The sequence below is a fragment of the Streptomyces chartreusis NRRL 3882 genome (assembly GCF_900236475.1).
GTDB lineage: Bacteria > Actinomycetota > Actinomycetes > Streptomycetales > Streptomycetaceae > Streptomyces > Streptomyces chartreusis_D.
On record NZ_LT963352.1, the window covers coordinates 3,359,451 to 3,382,356 of the forward strand.

Below are 22,906 nucleotides of genomic sequence, written 5' to 3' on the forward strand. Positions count from 1 at the left end.
GCCCTGCCACGCGGCGGGGCCCCGGCCGGCCTTCCCCTCCTGACCGCCTACTGAAGCGGGCCGGTGACCGTCTCCACCGCGGCCAGCAGCCGCCCGTCGCGCACGAACGCGTCCGCCGCGGCCAGGTCGGGCGCCAGGAACCGGTCCGGGCCCGGGCCCTGGACTCCGGCTTCGCGCAGGGCGTCGATGACCGCCCGCGTCGCCGGCGCCGGGGTCAGCCCCTCGCGCAGTTCGATCGCGCGCGTGGCGGCGTACAGCTCGACGGCCAGGACCCGGGTGAGGTTGTCGACGGCCGTGCGCAGCTTGCGCGCCGCCGACCAGCCCATCGAGACGTGGTCCTCCTGCATCGCGGAGGAGGGGATCGAGTCGGCGGACGCCGGTACGGCGAGCCGCTTCATCTCGCTCACCAGCGCGGCCTGGGTGTACTGAGCGATCATCAGGCCCGAGTCCACACCGGCGTCGTCGGCGAGGAACGGCGGCAGGCCGTGGCTGCGGTTCTTGTCGAGCAGCCGGTCGGTGCGCCGCTCGGCGATGGAGCCGAGGTCGGCGACGGCGACGGCGAGGAAGTCCAGGACGTAGGCGACCGGCGCGCCATGGAAGTTGCCGTTGGACTCCACGCGCCCGTCGGGCAGTACGACCGGGTTGTCCACCGCGGAGGCCAGCTCGCGGTCGGCGACGAGCCGGGCATGGGCCATGGTGTCCCGCCCGGCCCCGGCGACCTGCGGGGCGCAGCGCACCGAGTAGGCGTCCTGGACGCGCGGCGCGTCGTCCTGGTGATGCCCGGTCAGACCCGAACCCTTCAGCACCGCCAGCATGTTGGCGGCACTGGCGGCCTGCCCCGGGTGCGGCCGGATGGCGTGCAGTTCAGGGGCGAGGACCTTGTCGGTGCCGAGCAGGGCCTCCAGCGACAGAGCGGCCGTGACGTCGGCGGACCGGTAGAGCGTGTCCAGGTCGGCCAGGGCCATGACCAGCATGCCGAGCATGCCGTCGGTGCCGTTGAGAAGGGCGAGGCCTTCCTTCTCGCGCAGTTCGACCGGCTGGATGCCGTGCTCGGCGAGGAGTTCGGCGGCCGGGCGCACGGCACCGTCGGGCCCCTCGGCGTCTCCCTCGCCCATGAGCGCGAGCGCGCAGTGCGACAGCGGCGCCAGGTCGCCGGAGCAGCCGAGGGAGCCGTACTCGTGCACGACCGGGGTGATACCGGCGTTGAGCAGGTCGGCCATGGTCTGCGCGACCTCGGGCCGTACGCCGGTGTGCCCGGAGCAGACGGTCTTCAGCCGCAGGAACATCAGGGCGCGTACGACGTCCCGCTCCACCCTCGGTCCCATGCCGGCGGCGTGCGAGCGGACGATGTTGCGCTGGAGCTGTGCGCGCAGCTCAGGGCTGATGTGCCGGGTCGCCAGGGCCCCGAAGCCGGTGCTCACGCCGTACACGGGATCGGGCTTGGCCGCCAGCGCGTCCACGATCTCGCGGGCCGCGGCGAGGGCGGCCAGCGCCTCCTCGGAGAGCTGGACGCGGGCGCCGCCGCGCGCCACGGCGAGCACGTCGGACGCGGTCACCCCGGACGTCCCCACCACCACAGTGTGCATATCCATATTCAGGAGCGTACGCAGTGAATTCGATGATGTCACCACTGGGGGCGGGGTTCACCCCTTACTGATGCGTCACACGGCCGGCCCGCTTCAGGGCGCGTGCCGCCCCCGGAAGCGCCGGCGCTCACCGTCGGCCTCCTGGGACGGCTCGTCCGCGAGCCGCACGACGGGGTCGTCGGGGCCGGCCCGCCCGGCGACGACCGGCCGCGTGGCCCGCTCGGCCTTCGCCCGGTACTGGGCCGCGTCGGCGAGCCGGAACAGCCGCCGGGCCGAGCGCACGGGCCCGATCGGATCCTCGGTGGACGCGACCCCGCAGGCCACACCGTCCCCGAGCTCCAACTCCGCCGCCCTGCGGCACAGTTCACCAGCCGCCTTCACGACCTGGTCGGCGGGCGGCCCGACCGCGAGCAGACAGAACTCGTCCCCGCCGAGCCGCGCCGCCAGGGCCCCCGGCAGCATGGCCCCGCACAGCGACAGCACCGAGCCGAAGCGCTCCAGGAGCCGGTCGCCGGCGGCGTGCCCGTGGGTGTCGTTGACGCGCTTGAGCCCGTTCAGATCGCAGACGACGAGACTGACGACGGCTCCGTCCCCGCGGTGCCGCTCGATCGCCTGCTCCAGGCGTACGTCGACGGCACGGCGGTTGGCCAGTCCCGTCAACGCGTCGGTGAACGCGAGGCGCCGGGCCTCCTCCAGCCGCTCGGTCTGGGCGATACCGGCGGCGACGACGGCGGCCAGGACGGTGGCGAAGTCGGCGTCGGCCCGCTCGAAGACGGGCTCCCCGACCGGCCGGGCGACGTACAGCTCGCCCCAGGCCCGGCCGTGCAGCACGATGGGCGCGACCACGCAGCAGCCGCGACCCCGGCGGCGCAGGGCGGCGACGCGCTGATGGCAGTACCCGGGACGCCGCCCGGCGGCGGGCCCCTCGGCGGTCTCCACCCAGGCGTCCGGCTCCCCGCCACCGGCGGCCCACCGCTCGTGCAGGAATTCGGTGATCTCCGCGAACTGGTGCACCGGGTAGGACTCGTCCTCCGGGAACTCCTCTTCCCCCTCGGCCAGCTCACCGACGTTCACGAGGACCTTCAGCCGCCCGAGCTCCCGCTCCCACACCGACAGCGCGGCGAAGCTCCCGCCCAGCGCCCGGCACGCCCCGACAGCCGCCGCACGCCACGCCTCACGCGACCCGTGCGCGGCCGCCATCCCCTGAGCCAACGCGACGACAGCCACAAGCCGTCTGTCCTCACCCATCACCCCAGGCTAGGCAGTTTCCAGCCATTTGGTTCTGTTGACGGGGCGAACGGGGAGGACCGGACGCCCCCAGCGGCCTCGGCTCACTCCCCCGGCCACTGCGGCCTCCGCTTCTCGTTGAACGCGGCGACCCCCTCCGCCCGATCCCCCGAGAACGCCACAGCCCGCCAGGCCGCGTCCTCCACCTCGAGCCCGGCCCGCAGGTCCAGCCCCTGCCCCAACCGCAAGGCCCGCTTCGCCGCCCGCAGCCCCACCGGCGAGTTCCCGGCGATCCGAGCAGCCAGCTCCAGCGCCGACTCCCGATCCCGCCCCTCCTCCACCACCTGGTCGACCAGCCCCAACTCCCCCGCCTCGACGGCCTCCACCCGCCGCGCCGAGAAGATCAGCTCAGCCGCCCGCGCCGCCCCCACCCGCCGCGGCAGCAACTGCGTCCCCCCACCCCCGGGAATCACCCCCACCGAGACCTCCGGCAACCCCACCACCGCCGTCCGGTCCGCCACGATCACGTCACACGCCAGCGCCAGTTCGAACCCGCCCCCCAGCGCGAACCCGTGCACCGCCGCCACCGTCGGCACCGGCAGTTCGAGCACCCCGGTGTACGCCCCCCGCGCGACGGGCCGCTGCCGCACCAGCTCGGCATCGCTGAACGAGTTCCGCTCCTTCAGATCGGCCCCGACGCAGAACGCCCGCTCATGCGACGAGGTCAGGACGACCACCCGTACGTCCCGGTCCTCACCCAGCGCCGCACACGCCCCGGCGATCGACCGCGCCATCTCCGTCGACACCGCGTTCATGGCCTTGGGCCGGTCGAGGACGAGCTCCGCGACATGCCCCTGCTCATGCCGCCGCACCAGCACGAACTCCCCGAACCGTTCCTCACTCATGACACCCTCCGGTTAACGCGGGTTAACACCTTCACCGCTCCGATCATCGCAGCCCCACCCCACCCGCGGAAGAGCGGACGCGTCCGGTTCCGGCCCCGCCACCCCGCCCACCCGTTCGAGTGACATCACCCCGACTCCGGCCCGATCACCCACGGCAGCGCATAGCGTGCGTTGGCCACGGCGCGCTGGGGGCGCGTGCGTACCGGGGAGGGACCATGACGACGACGAACACGCCGGCGAGGCCGCAACGGAACACCGACCCGGCCACGCCGTACGCCCCGGCCCCCACGGAAACGGAAACCGGCCCCTCCTCCCCCCGCACCCGAGGCCGCCACCGCAAGCCCCGTCCCCGCAAGGCCCTGCTCGCCGCCGGCGGCCTCGCCCTGGCAGCCGGCGCCCTGAGCCTCGTACGCCTGACCTCCGGCCCCGGCACCGACAGCGTCGGCACGGTCGAGGCCGAGCCCCGCCCGGACCCCGTCACGACCGGCACGGACGACGCCACGAACACCGCCGCCACCGCACCCGCCACCCCCGAGGCGAGCCCCTCGTCACCCACCGCCCTGGGCGGCCTGACCCCGTCGCCGGGCACCCGCGGCCAGGCCAAGGCCTCGCCCACCCCGTCCACGCCGCCGTCCGCCGACACCCGGGGGGCACATTCGGCCGCGGCTCCCCAGCCCACGACCATCCCCGACACGCCGAACCCCCCGGCACCGTCGGCGACGGGCAAGGCCCCCCGCCCGGCCCCGCCCCAGTCCTCACCACCGAGCCGGACGGCCCCAGCCCCGGCACCCGAGCCCGAGAAGCCGAAGAAACCGCAGGACCCGGGCCTGTGCGTGCCGGTCATCGGCGTGTGCGTGGACCTACCGGGCTGAGAGCACCCGTCGGCCCCGGCCGGCCTCCGCCGGCCTCCGCCGGCCTCGTCAGGCGCTGTCCCGCCGTGTGAGCAGCCACGGCTCCACGACGCCCAGCCCACGCACCGGCCGCTGCCACATCGGCTGCAACGCGAACCGGTACGACGGCGGCTCCTCGCCCTCCTTCTCCGCCGCCGCGGCCTCCTCGGCCGCCTCCGCCTCCGAGGAGGGGGCGTCCTGCGTGCGGATCAGCTCCTCGGCGAAGGCGGTGTCGACGAGTACGGCGTCCTTCGGAGCTATCGAGGTGAGCCGGGAGGCCAGGTTCACGGTCGTACCGAAGACATCACCCATTCGGGTGGTCACCGTGCCGAACGCCATGCCGACGCGCAGCTCCGGCATCGTCTCGTCGTGCGCCATGGTCTCGATCAGCCGGAGGGCGATCTCGGCGGCCGTGCCCGCGTCGTCGGCGGCGTACAGCACCTCGTCACCGAGGGTCTTGATCAGCCGACCGCCGTTCGCGGCGACCAGGTCGGCGGCGGTGGTCTCGAAGGCCTCGACCAGCTCGCCGAGCTCCTCCTCCTCCATCCGGCGGGTCAGCCGCGTGAACCCGACCAGATCGGCGAAGCCGACCGCGAGCCGCCGGTCCACCATCTCCTCGTCGTCGGCGGCCTGCACGACCCGTCCGGCCGAGGCGGCGAGCTGCCGCCGCCAGACGTAGACCAGGAACTCCTCCAGCTCGGGCAGGAGCAGCTCGACGATCGGGTACGTCACCTCGGTGCGCGTCATGCCCGGCTCGGGCGGCTCGGTCAGCCCCTCCAGGAAGGAGTCGATCTGCCATTCGGCGAGCCGCGCCGTGGTCTGCCCGGTGGACCGGGCCACCTGGACGGCCATCGCCTCGCTCAGCAGCCCCGCCTCGACGAGACCGGCCAGGCGCCGCAGTGCGAGGACGTCCGCCTCCGTGAGCGCCTTGGCCTGCCCGATGTCGGCGAAGCCCATGGCCCGCCAGAAGCGGGAGGCCAGTTCCATGGAGACGCCGGCGCTGCGGGCCGCCTGGAACGGGGTGTAGCGGCGCTCGGCGCCCAGGATCAGGTGTTCCAGACGCAGGGCGAGCGGATCCTCGCCGGGGTCGGCGCCCTGCGCGTCCGTGCCGGAACCCGAGTCGTCGACGGTCACGCGTGCTGCCCTTCCGATCTGTCACGGCCATGTATCGACCGGCCTCAACTCTACGGCAGGTGTGCGCCAGCTCACTCCGTCAGGTTCAGCCGTGGGATGAGGCGCCCGGCGTCTCCAAGGCACCCGGCGCTGCCCCACCGTCCCAAGGGGCCTCAGTCGCCGGACGGGCTGAGCGGGCTGATCGACTCGCCCAGCTGCGGGCAGTCGTGCCGCTTGGGGCGGCACGGGTGGGCGCAGCGGCACCCCGCAGCGCCGGGTTGCGCGCCCACCCCACCTCAGCTCAAGCAGGCCTCAGGTGCACGATGTCCCCCGCGCCGACAGGCTCCTGCACCCCCTCCTCCGTCGCCAGCACCAACCGCCCGTCCCCGTCCACCGCAACCGCTTCCCCCACCACGGCCCGATCGCCCGGCAACTCCGCCCGCACTTCCCTCCCGAGCGTCGCGCACCCCGCCGCATACGCCTCCAGCAACCCACAGGCACCCGCCTCACCCGCGGCGGCACGCCACTTCCCGTACCACTCCTCCAGAGCCCGCAGCACCCCCCGCAGCAACGGGTCCCGGTCCGTGCTCACGGCCCCGGCCAGCTCCAGCGACCCCGCCGTGGGCACCGGCAGCTCGTCCTCCTTCAGCGTGACGTTGATACCGACCCCGATGACGACCCCGTCGTCGCCCGCCCGCTCCGCCAGAATCCCCCCGGCCTTGCGCTCCTCGCCCCGCACGGTGACCAGCAGGTCGTTCGGCCACTTCAGCGCCGTGTCGACGCCCGCCGCCCGCGACAGCCCCGTCGCCACCGCGACACCCGTGAGCAGCGGCAGCCACCCCCACCGCGCCACCGGCACCTCGCCCGGCGTGAGCAGCACGGAGAAGAACAGGCCGGAACGGGGCGGTGCCGTCCACTGCCGGTCGAGGCGCCCGCGCCCGGCCGTCTGCTCCTCGGCGACGAGCACCGCGCCCTCGGCGGCCCTGCCCTCGGCAGCCCGGGCCACCAGGTCGGAGTTCGTGGAGCCGGTGCGCTGCACGACGTCCACCTCGGACCACAGCCCGCCCTCATGCACCAGTCCCCGGCGCAGGGCGGTGATGTTGAGGGGCGGACGGTCCAGGTCCGACCAACGGCTACCGTTCGGCTCTGATGCATCTCGCGGCGTCATGCAAGCCACCCTAGGTGTGGTAAACGCCGCACTGCCGATGTGGAGGGCCCCCACTACTCTACGGATGAGTAACCGTCCCCCCTTTTGAGCAGGCAGGGAGCCGCATCCCGATGTCCGAGCCGGAAGAGCAGCAGCAGCCTGACATTCACACGACCGCGGGCAAACTCGCGGATCTGAAGCGCCGCATCGATGAGGCGACGCACGCCGGCTCCGCACGCGCCGTCGAGAAGCAGCACGCCAAGGGCAAGCTGACGGCCCGTGAGCGGATCGAGCTCCTGCTCGACGAGGGTTCCTTCGTCGAACTCGACGAGTTCGCCCGGCACCGCTCCACCAACTTCGGCCTCGACAAGAACCGGCCCTACGGCGACGGCGTCGTCACCGGGTACGGCACCGTCGACGGCCGCCCCGTCGCCGTGTTCTCGCAGGACTTCACCGTCTTCGGCGGGGCCCTCGGCGAGGTCTACGGGCAGAAGATCGTCAAGGTCATGGACTTCGCCCTGAAGACCGGCTGCCCGGTCATCGGCATCAACGACTCCGGCGGCGCCCGGATCCAGGAGGGCGTCGCCTCCCTCGGTGCCTACGGCGAGATCTTCCGCCGCAACACCCACGCGTCGGGTGTCATCCCGCAGATCAGCCTGGTCGTCGGCCCGTGTGCGGGCGGGGCCGTCTACTCCCCCGCCATCACCGACTTCACGGTCATGGTCGACCAGACCTCGCACATGTTCATCACCGGCCCCGACGTCATCAAGACCGTCACCGGCGAGGACGTCGGCTTCGAGGAGCTGGGCGGGGCCAGGACCCACAACTCGACGTCCGGAGTCGCCCACCACATGGCGGGTGACGAGAAGGACGCCATCGAGTACATCAAGCAGCTGCTGTCGTACCTGCCGTCCAACAACCTCTCCGAGCCGCCGGCCTTCCCCGAGGAGGCCGACCTCGAGGTCACCGACGAGGACCGCGAACTGGACGTGATCGTCCCGGACAGCGCGAACCAGCCGTACGACATGCACACGGTGATCGAGCACGTCCTGGACGACGCCGAGTTCTTCGAGACGCAGCCGCTGTACGCGCCGAACATCGTCACCGGCTTCGGGCGGGTCGAGGGCCACCCGGTCGGCATCATCGCCAACCAGCCGACGCAGCTCGCCGGGTGCCTCGACATCAAGGCCAGCGAGAAGGCCGCCCGCTTCGTGCGGACCTGCGACGCCTTCAACGTCCCGGTGATCACCTTCGTCGACGTCCCCGGCTTCCTGCCCGGCGTCGACCAGGAGCACGACGGCATCATCCGGCGCGGCGCCAAGCTGATCTACGCCTACGCCGAGGCGACCGTCCCGCTCATCACCGTCATCACCCGCAAGGCCTTCGGCGGCGCCTACGACGTCATGGGCTCCAAGCACCTGGGCGCCGACCTCAACCTCGCCTGGCCCACCGCCCAGATCGCCGTCATGGGCGCCCAGGGCGCGGTCAACATCCTGCACCGCCGCACGATCGCCGAGGCCGAGGCGAACGGCGAGGATCTGGAGGCGGTCCGGGCCCGGCTGATCCGGGAGTACGAGGACGCCCTCCTCAACCCCTACGTCGCGGCCGAGCGCGGTTACGTCGACGCCGTGATCCTGCCGTCCGAGACCCGCCGGCACGTCGTACGGGGTCTGCGTCAACTGCGTACGAAGCGGGAATCCCTGCCCCCGAAGAAGCACGGCAACATCCCCCTCTAGTCCCGGCGAGCCCAGGAGGCCCACATGACGATCAAGGTCGTACGGGGCAACCCGACCCCGGAGGAGCTGGCCGCCGCCCTGGCGGTGGTCAGGGCCCGCGCCGCGGCGGCGGCCGCAACGCCGCCCGGCGCGCCGGTCACCCGCGACTCCTGGTCCGACCCGTCCCGCATCGCAGCCCACCGCCTGCCCCAGCCGGGCCCGGCGGCATGGGGCCGCACCTATTGGCCGAGCTGAAGCTCCCGGGGCGCGGGGAACCGCGCACTGCGGAACAACGCGGGGCGCCGATTTGAGTACCCCTACTCAGGCGCCCCGCCCCGGGAAGCCGCACGCTGGTGTCATGCTGTGGTCCGACCCCGAGAACGAACCGCCGAAAGAGCTGCGCGACACGCAGGACATGCTTCGGCGGCTGGGCGTTCTCATGGCGTTGGCCATGGTGCTGGCGATGATCGTGATCGGCGTGAGGTGAGAGGTGACAGGTGACGCCGATACGCTGAACGCATGACAGATCAGCCGCGCCGCCGACTCGTCCTCGCCTCCCAGTCCCCCGCCCGGCTCGGGCTGCTCCGCCAGGCCGGTCTCGCCCCCGAGGTGATCGTGAGCGGCGTCGACGAGGACGCCGTCACCGCACCCACCCCCGCCGAGCTGGCGCTCGCCCTCGCCGAGGCGAAGGCCTCCGTCGTGGCGGCCCGGCCGGAGGCCAAGGGCGCGATCGTGATCGGCTGCGACTCGGTGCTCGACCTGGACGGCCAGGCCCTCGGCAAGCCCGCGGACGCCGAGGAGGCCACCGCCCGCTGGAAGGCGATGCGCGGACGCGCCGGAACCCTCCAGACCGGCCACTGCGTCTACGACACGCTCTCCGGCCGCTACACCTCCGCCACCGCGTCCACCGTCGTCCACTTCGGCGATCCCACCGACGAGGAGATCGCGGCCTACGTCGCCTCCGGCGAGCCCCTCTACGTCGCCGGGGCGTTCACGCTGGACGGCCGCTCGGCCCCGTTCATCGACGGCATCGACGGCGACCACGGCAACGTGATCGGCATCAGCCTGCCCCTCGTACGGCGTCTCCTCGCCGAACTGGGCGTCGGTATCACGGAGTTGTGGGAGCCGGCGGAGAAGTGACCGGGGAGCCGTCGCCGCCCGTCCCGTCCTGGGGCGCGGCGTCGGCGGGCCCGGCCGGACGGTCGTACGTCATCAGCAGCAGCACGACCAGGCCGAGCACCAGCACCATGAAGAGGAACGCGGGCCAGCCGACGAGTCCCCAGGTGAACGCGCCGAGCAGCCCGTGCACGACGGCCGTGCTGATCAGCAGCACCCGCCCGAAGCCCGCCGGGGGCCGGTCCCGCAGCGCCACCAGCAGGGCGACCAGGCCGCACAGCGCGAAGTAGAGGCCGAAGGCGATCCCGCCGATCTTCGACGACACGGCCATCATGTGCGGGTCGAGCCCGGCCAGCGACATGTCCTGCCGGTCGACGACGACGCCGAGGAACCAGTTCAGCGCGGCGATGCCGAGCGCCTCACCGAAGAGCACCACCGCCACGATCCACGCCACCGGCCTGCGCACCACCGGGCCCACCCACTTACCCCTAGTACGTTCGAGACATCGCGAACGCTACTAACGAGTAAACCCTGGGACAAGGGTTCTGCGGCGGGCAAAGAATCATTGGGCCATTCGTAGGGACTCCACAAAGAAACAGAGTGGCCCGCAGCACGTGATGACAGAGACCTTGACCACAGGAGAGGGCTAGGGTTTCCCGGAGTAGTACTGCGTACCGCGGTGCGACAAGGGATTTCGCGGGTCGAGCGAGCCTCGCATCACGCTCCGTGTGGGCAAGCTCACCACTGGGGACGGGTCGAAGTGCCGTGTCGGCAGTCCCTAAACTCGGCTTGTTTCAAGGAGGGAGCCTCATCGTGCGCAAGGTGCTCATCGCCAACCGTGGCGAAATCGCTGTCCGCGTGGCCCGGGCCTGCCGGGATGCCGGCATCGCGAGCGTGGCCGTCTACGCCGACCCGGACCGGGACGCTCTGCATGTCCGCGCCGCGGATGAGGCGTTCGCCCTGGGCGGTGACACGCCGGGCACCAGCTACCTCGACATCGAGAAGGTGCTGAAGGCCGCTCGCGAGTCGGGCGCGGACGCGATCCACCCCGGCTACGGCTTCCTCTCCGAAAACGCGGAGTTCGCGCAGGCGGTGCTGGACGCGGGCCTGATCTGGATCGGCCCGCCGCCGCAGGCGATCCGCGATCTGGGTGACAAGGTCGCGGCGCGGCACATCGCGCAGCGCGCCGGCGCCCCGCTGGTGGCGGGCACGCCCGACCCGGTGTCCGGTGCTGAGGAGGTCGTCGCCTTCGCCGAGGAGCACGGTCTGCCGATCGCCATCAAGGCGGCGTTCGGCGGTGGCGGCCGTGGCCTGAAGGTGGCGCGGACGCTGGAAGAGGTCCCGGAGCTGTACGACTCGGCGGTCCGCGAGGCCGTGGCGGCCTTCGGCCGGGGCGAGTGCTTCGTCGAGCGCTACCTCGACAAGCCGCGGCACGTGGAGACCCAGTGCCTCGCCGACCAGCACGGCAACGTGGTCGTGGTCTCGACGCGTGACTGCTCCCTCCAGCGCCGGCACCAGAAGCTGGTCGAGGAGGCCCCCGCCCCCTTCCTGTCCGACGCGCAGGTGGAGCAGCTGTACTCGGCCTCCAAGGCGATCCTGAAGGAGGCCGGCTACGTCGGCGCCGGCACGGTGGAGTTCCTCGTCGGCAACGACGGCACGATCTCCTTCCTGGAGGTCAACACCCGCCTCCAGGTCGAGCACCCGGTCACCGAGGAGGTCGCCGGCATCGACCTCGTCCGCGAGATGTTCCGCATCGCCGACGGCGAGGAGCTCGGCTACGACGACCCGGCGCTGCGGGGGCACTCCTTCGAGTTCCGCATCAACGGCGAGGACCCGGGCCGCAACTTCCTGCCGGCCCCCGGCACGGTCACGGCGTTCGCCCCGCCGTCCGGCCCGGGTGTGCGGCTGGACGCGGGCGTGGAGTCCGGGTCGGTCATCGGTCCGGCGTGGGACTCCCTGCTGGCCAAGCTGATCGTCACCGGCCGCACGCGCAAGGAGGCGCTGGAGCGGGCCGCGCGTGCCCTGGAGGAGTTCCAGGTCGAGGGCATGGCGACGGCGATCCCGTTCCACCGTGCGGTGGTGAAGGACCCGGCGTTCGCGCCTGAGGTGCATGGCCAGGACGGGCCGTTCACGGTCCACACCCGCTGGATCGAGACGGAGTTCGTCAACGAGATCAAGCCGTTCACGGCGGCTGCGGACGCCCTGGAGGCGGACGAGGAGCCGGGTCGCGAGACGGTGGTCGTCGAGGTCGGCGGCAAGCGTCTGGAGGTCTCCCTCCCGGCGTCCCTGGGCATGTCCCTCGCCCGCACGGGCCTCGCGGCCGGGGCCAAGCCGAAGCGCCGCGCGGCGAAGAAGTCGGGCCCCGCAGCCTCCGGGGACACCCTCGCCTCCCCGATGCAGGGCACGATCGTCAAGGTCGCGGTGGAGGAGGGCCAGGAGGTCAAGGAAGGCGACCTGATCGTCGTCCTGGAGGCCATGAAGATGGAGCAGCCCCTCAACGCCCACAAGTCCGGCACGATCAAGGGCCTCAGCGCGGAGATCGGCGCGTCGGTCACCTCGGGCGCGGCGATCTGCGAGATCAAGGACTGAGCGGGCGAGACGAACACCGCCTACGGCGCGGCCCCTGCTGGGGGCCGCGCCGGGGGTTATCAGCTGAGCTGCGGGCAATCGTGCCGCTAAGGGCGGCACGGGTGGGCGATGGGGGTACCCCCCTGCACGAGCGAAGCCGAGAGCTTGGGGGAGGCACCCCGTTCCGCCGGGCTGCGGACCCACCCCGCCCCAGCACGAGCGCCGGGTACCTGACGACCGACAGCAGTTGGACCGACGCCCGGCGCTCTCAACGCCGCCGCAGGTCCGCGACCCTGGCCCGCTCCGTCCCCTGGCCCTGCTCACTCAGCATCGAGGTGGACCGCAACCCACCCCCACCACCCCCCGGCACCTGCCGCCGAGGCCCGGGCAACGGCACATCCCGACGCTGCTGACGCGCCGGCACGGCATCACCCCCGGGGCCTCCCGCCCCGGCCGAACCCCCCGGCGCCCCCGCGACAGCGATCTGCACTCCCTGATCGGCAAGCGCCTGAAGCTCCGTCGCCGCACGGTCGTCGTGGGCGGGCGGCTCGTCCGTCACGAGGCGGGTGATGAGATCCGTCGGCACGGTCTGGAACATCGTGTCCGTCCCGAGCTTGGTGTGGTCCGCGAGGACCACCACCTCCGCGGCGGCCTGCACCAACGCCCGGTCGACCGACGCCGACAGCATGTTGGACGTGGACAGCCCGCGCTCCGCGGTCAGGCCGCTCCCGGACAGGAACGCCCGCGACACCCGCAGCCCGTGCAGGGACTGCTCGGCACCGCTGCCGACCAGGGCGTAGTTCGAGCCGCGGAGCGTACCGCCGGTCATCACGACCTCGACCCGGTTGGCATGGGCCAGCGCCTGTGCGACCAGCAGTGAGTTGGTGACGACGGTCAGCCCGGGCACCCGGGCGAGCCGACGGGCCAGCTCCTGGGTCGTCGTACCCGCCCCGACCACGATCGCCTCGCCCTCCTCCACGAGATTCGCGGCGAGGTCGGCGATGGCGGTCTTCTCGGCGGTCGCGAGATGAGACTTCTGCGGAAAGCCGGACTCCCGCGTGAAACCGCCCGGCAGTACCGCACCGCCGTGCCGGCGGTCGAGGAGTCCTTCTGCCTCCAGCGCGCGCACGTCCCGCCGTACGGTCACTTCGGAGGTCTGGACGACGCGGGCGAGCTCACGGAGCGACACGGCCCCGTTCGCTCGCACCATTTCGAGGATCAATTGGCGACGTTCTGCAGCGAACACGAAACTGACAGTAACGCCAGCGACCGTCTGCTTTCAGCAGTTTGCGCTGAATAGCAGAAGATGTTCGCACGGAGCAGCGGGAAGTGGTATAGCGCCTAGTCCCGCCGCCTATGCCGTACGAATGGTCGAGCACTCCCCGTGACCAGCGAGGATCCGGATCCGGTCTCAGCTCTCGCCGGTCTCCTTGCGGGTGTGCAACTGCCGTGCCACCTCGGCGATCGAGCCCGACAGCGAGGGGTAGACGGTGAAGGCGTTCGCAATCTGTTCGACTGTCAGATTGTTGTCGACCGCGATCGAGATGGGGTGGATCAGTTCCGAGGCACGCGGCGCCACGACCACACCACCGACCACGATCCCGGTCCCCGGCCGGCAGAAGATCTTGACGAAGCCGTCGCGGATGCCCTGCATCTTCGCGCGCGGGTTGCGCAGCAGCGGCAGCTTCACGACCCGGGCGTCGATCTTCCCGCCGTCGACGTCGGCCTGGGTGTAGCCGACGGTGGCGATCTCCGGGTCGGTGAAGACGTTCGACGAGACGGTCTTCAGGTTCAGCGGGGCCACGGCATCGCCCAGGAAGTGGTACATGGCGATGCGTCCCTGCATGGCGGCCACGGAGGCGAGGGCGAACACGCCCGTCACGTCACCGGCCGCGTACACGCCGGGAGCGGTCGTACGCGACACCTTGTCGGTCCAGATGTGACCCGACTCGCGCAGCCTGACCCCGGCGTCCTCCAGCCCCATGCCCGCGCTGTTGGGCACGGCACCGACGGCCATGAGGCAGTGCGACCCGGTGATGACCCGCCCGTCGGAGAGAGTCACCTCGACCCGGTCCCCCACCCGCTTGGCGGACTGCGCCCTGGAGCGTCCCATGACGTTCATGCCGCGCCGCCGGAAGACGTCCTCCAGCACGGCGGCCGCGTCCGGGTCCTCGCCCGGCAGCACGCGGTCCCGCGACGACACGAGCGTCACCCTCGAACCGAGGGCCTGGTAGGCGCCGGCGAACTCGGCACCGGTCACACCCGACCCGACCACGATGAGCTCCTCGGGGAGCTCGTTGAGGTCGTACACCTGCGTCCAGTTCAGGATCCGCTCACCGTCCGGCAGGGCGTCGGGCAGCTCACGGGGATGCCCGCCGGTGGCGATGAGCACCGCGTCAGCCGTGAGCGTCTCCTCACTCCCGTCGGCGGCGCGCACCACGACCTTGCGCGACCCGTCGAGCGCCTGCATGCCCTCCAGCCGCCCGCGCCCGCGCAGGACACGCGCCCCGGCACGCGTCACGGAGGCCGTGATGTCGTGCGACTGGGCGAGCGCGAGCCGCTTCACACGCCGGTTGACCTTCCCCAGGTCGACCCCCACCACCCGGGCGCTCTGCTCCAGGGGCGGGGTGTCGTCCGCGACGATGATCCCCAGCTCCTCGTACGACGAGTCGAAGGTGGTCATCACCTCGGCCGTGGCGATCAGGGTCTTGGACGGCACGCAGTCGGTCAGCACCGACGCCCCGCCCAGACCGTCGCAGTCGACGACGGTCACCTCCGCACCGAGTTGTGCGGCGACCAGCGCCGCTTCGTATCCGCCGGGTCCGCCACCGATGATCACGATCCGAGTCACGTACTCCATTGTCCCGCACCCCTCAACCCGGCACCGCCCCGGGGCCCGCCCGATGCGGCACCGTTACGCGAGTGACTCCGGGGCACCTGCCGTACCCTCTCCCCATGTCGCTCTACGCCGCGTACGCCGGCAACCTCGACGCGCGGCTGATGTCCCGCCGCGCCCCGCACTCGCCGCTGCGCGCCACCGGCTGGCTGAACGGGTGGCGACTGACGTTCGGCGGCGAGCACATGGGCTGGGAGGGCGCCCTGCCGACGATCGTCGAGGACCCCGTCTCCCAGGTCTTCGTCGCGCTGTACGACATCGCCCCCATGGACGAGGAGTCACTCGACCGCTGGGAGGGCGTGGGGTTGGACATCTACCGCCGCACACGCGTACGGGTGCACACCCTGGAGGGTGACGAGCAGGCGTGGGCCTTCACCCTCAACGCCTACGAGGGCGGCCTGCCGTCGGCCCGCTACCTGGGTGAGATCGCCGACGCGGCCGAGTCGGCCGGCGCCCCGCACGACTACGTGATGGAACTCCGCAAGCGCCCCTGCTGAGCCCGCTTCGTCGGAAACGACAAGACAACGATCATCACCCCGTGAGCTCTGCCATCTACGCGCGTAGGCAATCACCGGCTACCCTCGTCGGCGTGAACGCATCTCTTCTTCCGGACGACATCCAGGGCGACCCCCACGCCGCCGCCGACGCCGCCGCGGCCCGCCTGCGCGAACTCACGGGCGCCGAGACCCACGACGTCGCCCTCGTGATGGGCTCCGGCTGGGCTCCGGCCGTGGACGCCCTCGGCGCTCCCGAGGCCGAGCTCCAGGTCACGGAGCTGCCCGGCTTCCCGCCCCCCGCGGTCGAGGGCCACGGCGGCAAGATCCGCTCGTACCGGATCGGCAACAAGCGCGCCCTGGTCTTCCTCGGCCGTACGCACTACTACGAGGGCCGGGGCGTGGCGGCCGTAGCCCACGGCGTCCGTACCGCCGTGGCGGCCGGCTGCAAGACGATCGTCCTCACGAACGGCTGCGGCGGCCTGCGCGAGGGCATGCGCCCGGGCCAGCCGGTCCTGATCAGCGACCACATCAACCTCACCGCCACCTCCCCCATCATCGGCGCCAACTTCGTCGACCTCACCGACCTCTACTCCCCGCGCCTGCGGGCCCTGTGCAAGGAGGTCGACCCCACGCTGGAGGAGGGCGTCTACGCCCAGTTCCCCGGCCCGCACTACGAGACTCCGGCGGAGATCCGTATGGCCCGGGTCATCGGTGCGGACCTGGTGGGCATGTCGACGGTCCTGGAGGCGATCGCCGCGCGTGAGGCGGGTGCGGAGGTTCTGGGCATCTCCCTGGTGACCAACCTGGCGGCCGGCATGACGGGAGAGCCCCTCAACCACGAGGAGGTCCTCCAGGCCGGCCGGGATTCGGCAACGCGCATGGGCTCACTGCTCGCCCAGGTCCTGGGACGCCTGTAAGCACCCCGGCGTCGCTGCCGAGGCCGGGTGGGCCCGCAGCCGGAGCGGGGTGCCGCTGCGCCCACCCGTGCCGCCCTTAGCGGCACGACTGCCCGCAGCTAGGGCGGCCCGCATCTAGGGCAGCCACGACGCACCCGCAGCCGCCGACGCACGGAAGGGGACGTGTCGGGGGGTGTCCGCCCGCAGCGGTTGGCGCGTCAACGGACGGTTAGCCGGTATCCGACCCCATCGCGCCGTTCCGAGGACGGACACCCCCCGGCGCGGCCCCGCCCCACCGCACCCCGGTAGGCGCTACGCGCACCCCCACGGCCCCGCACAGGCCGCCGCAGGCATCCGCACACCCACGAACCGAGAGGCTGACACAGACCGTGCACGACGAACTCATCGCACAGGCCCAGGCGTGGCTCACCGAGGACCCCGACCCGGAAACCCGCACCGAGCTCGCCCGCCTCATCGACGCCCAGGACCACACCGAACTCGCCGCCCGCTTCAGCGGCACGCTCCAGTTCGGCACCGCCGGCCTCCGCGGCGAACTCGGCGCCGGCCCCATGCGCATGAACAGCTCGGTCGTCATCCGCGCAGCCGCCGGGCTCGCCGCGTACCTCAAGAAGCAGGGTCACCACGACGGCCTCGTCGTCATCGGCTACGACGCCCGCCACAAGTCGCACGACTTTGCCCGCGACACCGCCGCCGTCATGACCGGCGCCGGCCTCCGCGCCGCCGTCCTCCCCCGCCCCCTCCCCACCCCCGTCCTCGCCTTCGCGATAAGGCACCTCGGCGCGGTCGCCGGCGTGGAGGTCACCGCCAGCCACAATCCGCCCCGGGACAACGGCTACAAGGTCTACCTCGGCGACGGCTCCCAGATCGTCCCCCCGGCGGACATCGACATCGCGGCAGAGATCGCCGCCGTCCCGTCCCTCACCACCGTCCGGCGCCCCACCGAAGGCTGGGAGACCCTCGACGACAGCGTCCTCGACGCCTACCTCGCCCGCACCGACGCCGTACTGTCCAAGGATTCCCCCCGCACCGCCCGCACGGTGTACACGGCGATGCACGGCGTCGGCAAGGACGTCCTCCTCGCCGCCTTCGCCCGCGCCGGCTTCCCGGAACCGGCCCTCGTCGCGGAGCAGGCCGACCCCGACCCGGAGTTCCCGACCGTCGCGTTCCCCAACCCGGAGGAGCCCGGCGCGATGGACCTGGCGTTCGCGCGGGCCCGCGCGACCACGCCGGCCCCCGACCTGATCATCGCCAACGACCCGGACGCGGACCGCTGCGCCGTCGCCGTACCGGACGGCGCCGACTGGCGCATGCTCCGCGGTGACGAGGTCGGCGCCCTGCTCGCCGCCCACCTGGTCCGCCGCGGAGCGACCGGCACCTTCGCGGAGTCGATCGTCTCGTCGTCCCTCCTCGGCCGTATCGCCGAGAAGGCCGGCCTCCCCCACGTCGAGACCCTCACCGGCTTCAAGTGGATCGCCCGCGCGGAAGGCCTGCGCTACGGCTACGAGGAGGCCCTCGGCTACTGCGTCGACCCGGACGGCGTACGCGACAAGGACGGCATCACGGCAGCGCTCCTGGTCACGGAACTGGCTTCGCAGCTCAAGGAGGAGGGCCGCACCCTCCTCGACCTCCTCGACGACCTGGCCGTGGAACACGGCCTGCACGCCACGGACCAGCTCTCGGTCCGCGTCGAGGACCTGTCCCTGATCGCGGCCGCGATGCGCCGCCTGCGCGAACAGCCCCCGACCGAACTCGCCGGCCTGCCGATCACCCGGACCGACGACCTCACCCAGGGCACGGACACCCTCCCGCCCACGGACGGCCTGCGCTACACCCTCGACGGCGCCCGGGTGATCGTCCGCCCGAGCGGCACCGAGCCGAAGCTGAAGTGCTACCTGGAGGTCGTGATCCCGGTGGCGACCCACGCCGGCCTCCCCGAGGCCCGCGCCCAGGTGACGGCCCTACTGGAGTCGATCAAGCGCGACCTGTCGACGGCGGCAGGCATCTGACCGCGCCCCCGCCCTGAGGCTGACAGGCCGGCCCCGCCGAAACCCGAGCACCCCCGGGGCCGGCCCCCTCAGCCCACCAACCCCTCAACCCCTCAACCCCTCAACCCCTCAACCCACCAACAGCAGAATCAGCACCAACACCGCCCCGGCAACCGCCGGCCCCATCACCTCGTACGCCCACCGCACGGTCACCTCCCCCTGCGCCGTCTCCGCCCGGCGCCGCGCCTCGTGCAGCCCCCGCAGCTCATCCATGATCCGGTCGGTCTCCGCCCGGACGGGCCCGTCCGCCACATGGCCCGCACCGAGGCCCTGCCCCAGCCCGGCACGCATCCCGAGCGCACTGCCGCGCCCCTCGTCCCGGCCCATCTCCCGCCGCGCCTGCGCGGTCGCCCGCATCTCTCGCCGCGCGGCCTTCTTGCGGGCGCGCAGTGAGACGGGTACGGCCCACAGCTGGTACTTCGCGCCGGACTCGGTGAGGACCTCGTTGGAGTAGGCGGACTTCAGCGCGGCGACCTGGCCCCACGGCACCACGATGACGCGGAACGGATTGCGGATACGCAGCCGGTCGTCACCGGCGTACACGGCGGGCCGCAGCGTGAAGGCGGCGACCAGCGGCACGATCAGGATCAGCACGGCGAGCGCCAGCCACGGCGTGCGCCCCTCGCCCGAGATCACCGCGTCGATGCCGAGCCACCCGGCGATGGCGAGCAGCAGCGCGCCACCGGCGATGGCCGGAACCGACCGGTACACCCGGTCCTTGGACTCGGGCTCCGGAGGCTGCGGCGCGGGCGACTGGGACTCGGGGCTCGTCATGCCTCGATTCTGCCGGACCGGACGTCCACCACCCCCACCACCCCCACCCGCCCACCACCCCGACCCACCCGAGCAAAGCCAGGGGCTGTACAGCCGCTACGCGCGTAGATATGCTCGTCTGGTGACCATGCCCAGTTCTGCACTCACCGCAGCTCACCCCCTCAAGGACGTCACCGCGTCCGACAGCTCGCTGCGCCGCTTCCTCCACGGGCTCCCCGGCGTCGACGCGGTCGGGCTGGAGGGCCGTGCGGCTTCCCTCGGCACCCGTTCGATCAAGACGACCGCGAAGGCGTACGCCATCGACCTCGCCATCTCGATGGTCGACCTGACGACGCTGGAAGGCGCGGACACCCCGGGCAAGGTCCGGGCGCTCGGCGCGAAGGCGGTCCGGCCCGACCCGACCGACCGTACGACGCCGACCACGGCCGCGGTCTGCGTCTACCCCGACATGGTGGCCGTGGCCAAGGAGGCCGTCGCCGGTTCCGGCGTGAAGGTCGCCTCCGTCGCCACGGCGTTCCCGGCCGGCCGCGCCCCGCTCGCCGTCAAGCTGGCCGACGTCCGTGAGGCCGTCGCCGCGGGCGCCGACGAGATCGACATGGTCATCGACCGCGGGGCGTTCCTCGCGGGCCGATACTTGAAGGTGTACGACGAGATCACCGCCGTGAAGGAGGCCTGCGGCACGTCCGCGCGCCTGAAGGTCATCTTCGAGACGGGCGAGCTCTCGACGTACGACAACATCCGCCGCGCCAGCTGGCTCGGGATGCTGGCGGGCGCGGACTTCATCAAGACGTCCACCGGAAAGGTGGCCGTCAACGCGACCCCGGCGAACACGCTCCTCATGCTGGAGGCGGTGCGTGACTTCCGTGCACAGACCGGGATCCAGGTCGGTGTGAAGCCGGCCGGCGGCATCCGCACCTCCAAGGACGCCATCAAGTTCCTCGTCCTGGTCAACGAGACCGCCGGCGGGGACTGGCTGGACAACCACTGGTTCCGCTTCGGCGCCTCCTCGCTGCTGAACGACCTGCTGATGCAGCGCCAGAAGCTGGCCACCGGCCGCTACTCCGGCCCCGACTACGTGACGGTGGACTGACCCCCATGAACAGGGAAAACGTGTCATCGGTATTCGAATACGCCCCGGCCCCCGAGTCGCGCTCGATCGTCGACATCGCGCCCTCGTACGGCCTGTTCATCGACGGCGAGTTCGTGGAGGCGGCCGACGGCAAGGTCTTCAAGACGGTCTCGCCGAGCACCGAGGAGGTGCTCTCCGAGATCGCCCAGGCCGGCGAGGCTGACGTGGACCGCGCGGTGCAGGCCGCCCGCAAGGCCTTCGGGAAGTGGTCGGCGCTGCCCGGCTCGGAGCGCGCCAAGTACCTGTTCCGCATCGCGCGGATCATCCAGGAGCGCTCCCGCGAGCTCGCCGTGCTCGAAACCCTCGACAACGGCAAGCCGATCAAGGAGACCCGCGACGCGGACCTCCCCCTGGTCGCGGCGCACTTCTTCTACTACGCGGGCTGGGCCGACAAGCTCGACCACGCCGGCTTCGGCGCGAACCCGCGGCCGCTGGGCGTGGCGGGCCAGGTCATCCCCTGGAACTTCCCGCTGCTGATGCTGGCGTGGAAGATCGCGCCCGCCCTCGCCACCGGCAACACGGTCGTGCTGAAGCCCGCGGAGACCACGCCCCTGACGGCGCTCTTCTTCGCGGACGTCTGCCGCCAGGCGGGCCTGCCGAAGGGCGTCGTCAACATCCTCCCCGGCTACGGCGGCGCGGGCGCGGCGCTGGTGGCCCACCCGGACGTGGACAAGGTCGCCTTCACCGGCTCCACGGCCGTCGGCAAGGAGATCGCCCGCACGGTCGCCGGCACCCGCAAGAAGGTCACGCTCGAACTGGGCGGCAAGGGCGCCAACATCGTCTTCGACGACGCACCCGTGGACCAGGCCGTCGAGGGCATCGTCAACGGCATCTTCTTCAACCAGGGCCAGGTCTGCTGCGCGGGCAGCCGCCTGCTGGTACAGGAGTCCATCCAGGGCGAGCTGCTGGAGTCCCTGAAGCGGCGCCTGTCGACGCTGCGCCTGGGCGACCCGCTCGACAAGAACACCGACATCGGCGCGATCAACTCCGAGGAGCAGCTCACGCGCATCACCTCCCTCGTCGAGCAGGGCGAGGCGGAGGGCGCCGAGCGCTGGTCACCGGCCTGCGAACTGCCCGAGAGCGGCTACTGGTTCGCCCCGACGCTGTTCACCAACGTCACCCAGGCGCACACCATCGCCCGCGACGAGATCTTCGGCCCGGTGCTGTCGGTGCTCACCTTCCGCACGCCGGACGAGGCGGTCGCCAAGGCGAACAACACGCCGTACGGCCTGTCCGCCGGCATCTGGACGGAGAAGGGCTCGCGCATCCTGGCGGTCGCGAACAAGCTCCGCGCGGGCGTCGTCTGGTCCAACACGTTCAACAAGTTCGACCCGACGTCGCCGTTCGGCGGCTACAAGGAGTCGGGCTTCGGCCGCGAGGGCGGCCGCCACGGCCTGGAGGCGTACCTCGATGTCTGACACGCGACTCAGTGTCCTCAAGACCTACAAGCTGTACGTGGGCGGCAAGTTCCCGCGTTCCGAGAGCGGCCGGGTGTACGAGGTGACCGACTCCAAGGGCAACTGGCTGGCGAACGCGCCTCTGTCCTCCCGCAAGGACGCCCGGGACGCCGTCGTCGCGGCCCGCAAGGCGTTCGGCGGCTGGTCCGGCGCGACGGCGTACAACCGCGGCCAGGTCCTCTACCGCGTCGCGGAGATGCTGGAGGGCCGCCGCGACCAGTTCACCCGTGAGGTGGCCGACGCCGAGGGGCTGTCGAAGTCCAAGGCGGCGGCGGTCGTGGACGCGACGATCGACCGCTGGGTCTGGTACGCGGGCTGGACCGACAAGATCGCCCAGGTGGTCGGCGGCGGCAACCCGGTGGCGGGTCCGTTCTTCAACCTCTCCTCCCCCGAGCCGACGGGCGTTGTCGCGGTTCTGGCGCCGCAGGAGTCGTCCTTCCTGGGCCTGGTGTCGGTGCTCGCCCCGGTGATCGCGACCGGCAACACGGCGGTCGTGGTGGCGAGCGAGAAGGCCCCGCTGCCCGCGCTGTCCCTCGCCGAGGTGCTGGCCACCTCGGACGTCCCCGGCGGCGTGGTCAACGTCCTGTCGGGCCGTACGGCGGAGATCGCGACCCCGCTGGCCGCCCACCAGGACGTCAACGCGATCGACCTCGCGGGCGCCGACGAGGCCCTCGCGAAGGAACTGGAGATCGCCGCGGCCGACAACCTCAAGCGCGTCCTCCGTCCACAGCCTGTGGATTACACGGAGACTCCCGGCATCGACCGCATGACGGCGTTCCTGGAGACGAAAACGGTCTGGCACCCCACCGGGTCGCTGGGCGCGTCCGGTTCCTCGTACTAGACCGCCCCTCACAGCGGAAGCCCCGGCCCTCCTCCGTCCGGGAGGGCCGGGGCTTCTCTCCTGCGCGCCTGTCGCGTACGAGG

Annotated in this window: 21 protein-coding genes; 12 read left to right on the plus strand and 9 right to left on the minus strand. The window is 72.0% G+C overall.

What is annotated here, in order from left to right; genetic code table 11:
* Positions 1-47 precede the first annotated feature (47 nt).
* The 3 genes from hutH to SCNRRL3882_RS14900 all read right to left on the minus strand — a co-directional run bounded on the left by hutH (position 48) and on the right by SCNRRL3882_RS14900 (position 3,718).
* Positions 48-1,586: a histidine ammonia-lyase gene (gene hutH / locus SCNRRL3882_RS14890; RefSeq protein ID WP_029181568.1), complete on the minus strand. Its 1,539-nt coding sequence runs from the start codon at positions 1,584-1,586 to the stop codon at positions 48-50.
* A 93-nt stretch (positions 1,587-1,679) separates the two neighbouring features.
* The gene (locus SCNRRL3882_RS14895; protein ID WP_029181567.1) at positions 1,680-2,834 is read right to left on the minus strand and encodes a GGDEF domain-containing protein; all 1,155 of its coding nucleotides are present in this window, start codon (positions 2,832-2,834) and stop codon (positions 1,680-1,682) included.
* An 83-nt stretch (positions 2,835-2,917) separates the two neighbouring features.
* Positions 2,918-3,718, minus strand: a complete 801-nt coding sequence (locus tag SCNRRL3882_RS14900) for an enoyl-CoA hydratase/isomerase family protein (RefSeq protein ID WP_010045628.1) — start codon at positions 3,716-3,718, stop codon at positions 2,918-2,920.
* A gap of 215 nt (positions 3,719-3,933) precedes the next feature.
* On the opposite strand from SCNRRL3882_RS14900, the gene SCNRRL3882_RS14905 reads away from it, so the two are divergent.
* A complete protein-coding gene (locus SCNRRL3882_RS14905) occupies positions 3,934-4,590 on the plus strand; it encodes a hypothetical protein (protein WP_010045626.1) in 657 nt (218 codons plus the stop codon).
* A gap of 48 nt (positions 4,591-4,638) precedes the next feature.
* On the opposite strand, the gene SCNRRL3882_RS14910 is transcribed toward SCNRRL3882_RS14905, so the two are convergent.
* Entirely contained in the window at positions 4,639-5,742 is a 1,104-nt protein-coding gene (locus SCNRRL3882_RS14910) for an adenylate/guanylate cyclase domain-containing protein (protein ID WP_010045620.1), read from the minus strand.
* A 280-nt stretch (positions 5,743-6,022) separates the two neighbouring features.
* Positions 6,023-6,889: a biotin--[acetyl-CoA-carboxylase] ligase gene (locus tag SCNRRL3882_RS14915; protein WP_029181566.1), complete on the minus strand. Its 867-nt coding sequence runs from the start codon at positions 6,887-6,889 to the stop codon at positions 6,023-6,025.
* 110 nt (positions 6,890-6,999) lie between these two features.
* Here SCNRRL3882_RS14915 and SCNRRL3882_RS14920 point away from each other — a divergent pair, with 110 nt between their 5' ends.
* The 4 genes from SCNRRL3882_RS14920 (at position 7,000) to SCNRRL3882_RS14935 (ending at position 9,723) form a co-directional block, all read left to right on the plus strand.
* Positions 7,000-8,604 (plus strand): acyl-CoA carboxylase subunit beta, encoded by a 1,605-nt coding sequence (locus SCNRRL3882_RS14920; RefSeq protein WP_010045615.1) that lies wholly within the window; start codon positions 7,000-7,002, stop codon positions 8,602-8,604.
* 24 nt (positions 8,605-8,628) lie between these two features.
* Entirely contained in the window at positions 8,629-8,838 is a 210-nt protein-coding gene (locus tag SCNRRL3882_RS14925; RefSeq protein ID WP_010045613.1) for an acyl-CoA carboxylase epsilon subunit, read from the plus strand.
* 103 nt (positions 8,839-8,941) lie between these two features.
* Entirely contained in the window at positions 8,942-9,070 is a 129-nt protein-coding gene (mmpB, locus tag SCNRRL3882_RS42235) for a morphogenic membrane protein MmpB (protein WP_010045609.1), read from the plus strand.
* Between the two features lie 32 nt (positions 9,071-9,102).
* Positions 9,103-9,723: a Maf family protein gene (locus SCNRRL3882_RS14935; RefSeq protein ID WP_010045608.1), complete on the plus strand. Its 621-nt coding sequence runs from the start codon at positions 9,103-9,105 to the stop codon at positions 9,721-9,723.
* On the opposite strand, the gene SCNRRL3882_RS14940 is transcribed toward SCNRRL3882_RS14935, so the two are convergent.
* Positions 9,692-10,168, minus strand: coding sequence for a hypothetical protein (locus SCNRRL3882_RS14940; protein WP_040904009.1), 477 nt, complete (start codon positions 10,166-10,168; stop codon positions 9,692-9,694). The two genes, SCNRRL3882_RS14935 and SCNRRL3882_RS14940, sit on opposite strands and share 32 nt — an antisense overlap.
* A gap of 344 nt (positions 10,169-10,512) precedes the next feature.
* On the opposite strand from SCNRRL3882_RS14940, the gene SCNRRL3882_RS14945 reads away from it, so the two are divergent.
* Entirely contained in the window at positions 10,513-12,288 is a 1,776-nt protein-coding gene (locus SCNRRL3882_RS14945; protein WP_010045601.1) for an acetyl/propionyl/methylcrotonyl-CoA carboxylase subunit alpha, read from the plus strand.
* A gap of 247 nt (positions 12,289-12,535) precedes the next feature.
* Here SCNRRL3882_RS14945 and SCNRRL3882_RS14950 read toward each other — a convergent pair whose 3' ends face one another.
* Positions 12,536-13,477: a DeoR/GlpR family DNA-binding transcription regulator gene (locus SCNRRL3882_RS14950; RefSeq protein WP_010045597.1), complete on the minus strand. Its 942-nt coding sequence runs from the start codon at positions 13,475-13,477 to the stop codon at positions 12,536-12,538.
* Between the two features lie 201 nt (positions 13,478-13,678).
* Positions 13,679-15,127, minus strand: a complete 1,449-nt coding sequence (locus tag SCNRRL3882_RS14955; protein ID WP_010045593.1) for an NAD(P)H-quinone dehydrogenase — start codon at positions 15,125-15,127, stop codon at positions 13,679-13,681.
* A gap of 95 nt (positions 15,128-15,222) precedes the next feature.
* On the opposite strand from SCNRRL3882_RS14955, the gene SCNRRL3882_RS14960 reads away from it, so the two are divergent.
* The 3 genes from SCNRRL3882_RS14960 to SCNRRL3882_RS14970 all read left to right on the plus strand — a co-directional run bounded on the left by SCNRRL3882_RS14960 (position 15,223) and on the right by SCNRRL3882_RS14970 (position 18,583).
* Positions 15,223-15,660, plus strand: coding sequence for a gamma-glutamylcyclotransferase (locus SCNRRL3882_RS14960; RefSeq protein WP_010045592.1), 438 nt, complete (start codon positions 15,223-15,225; stop codon positions 15,658-15,660).
* Between the two features lie 92 nt (positions 15,661-15,752).
* Positions 15,753-16,577, plus strand: a complete 825-nt coding sequence (locus tag SCNRRL3882_RS14965; RefSeq protein WP_010045591.1) for a purine-nucleoside phosphorylase — start codon at positions 15,753-15,755, stop codon at positions 16,575-16,577.
* A gap of 368 nt (positions 16,578-16,945) precedes the next feature.
* Positions 16,946-18,583 (plus strand): phospho-sugar mutase, encoded by a 1,638-nt coding sequence (locus SCNRRL3882_RS14970; RefSeq protein ID WP_010049318.1) that lies wholly within the window; start codon positions 16,946-16,948, stop codon positions 18,581-18,583.
* A 108-nt stretch (positions 18,584-18,691) separates the two neighbouring features.
* Here the strand turns inward: SCNRRL3882_RS14970 and SCNRRL3882_RS14975 are convergent, their stop codons facing one another.
* Complete coding sequence (locus SCNRRL3882_RS14975) at positions 18,692-19,396, minus strand: PH domain-containing protein (protein ID WP_010049316.1); 705 nt, start codon at positions 19,394-19,396, stop codon at positions 18,692-18,694.
* Positions 19,397-19,523: 127 nt separating this feature from the next.
* On the opposite strand from SCNRRL3882_RS14975, the gene deoC reads away from it, so the two are divergent.
* From deoC to SCNRRL3882_RS14990, 3 genes are read left to right on the plus strand one after another with little or no spacing between them, the layout of a single operon-like run.
* Complete coding sequence (deoC, locus tag SCNRRL3882_RS14980) at positions 19,524-20,486, plus strand: deoxyribose-phosphate aldolase (RefSeq protein ID WP_010048903.1); 963 nt, start codon at positions 19,524-19,526, stop codon at positions 20,484-20,486.
* A gap of 20 nt (positions 20,487-20,506) precedes the next feature.
* Positions 20,507-21,943: an aldehyde dehydrogenase family protein gene (locus SCNRRL3882_RS14985; protein WP_010048901.1), complete on the plus strand. Its 1,437-nt coding sequence runs from the start codon at positions 20,507-20,509 to the stop codon at positions 21,941-21,943.
* Entirely contained in the window at positions 21,936-22,823 is an 888-nt protein-coding gene (locus SCNRRL3882_RS14990) for an aldehyde dehydrogenase family protein (RefSeq protein WP_010048899.1), read from the plus strand. The genes SCNRRL3882_RS14985 and SCNRRL3882_RS14990 overlap by 8 nt, the downstream gene beginning before the upstream one ends.
* Positions 22,824-22,906: the final 83 nt, after the last annotated feature.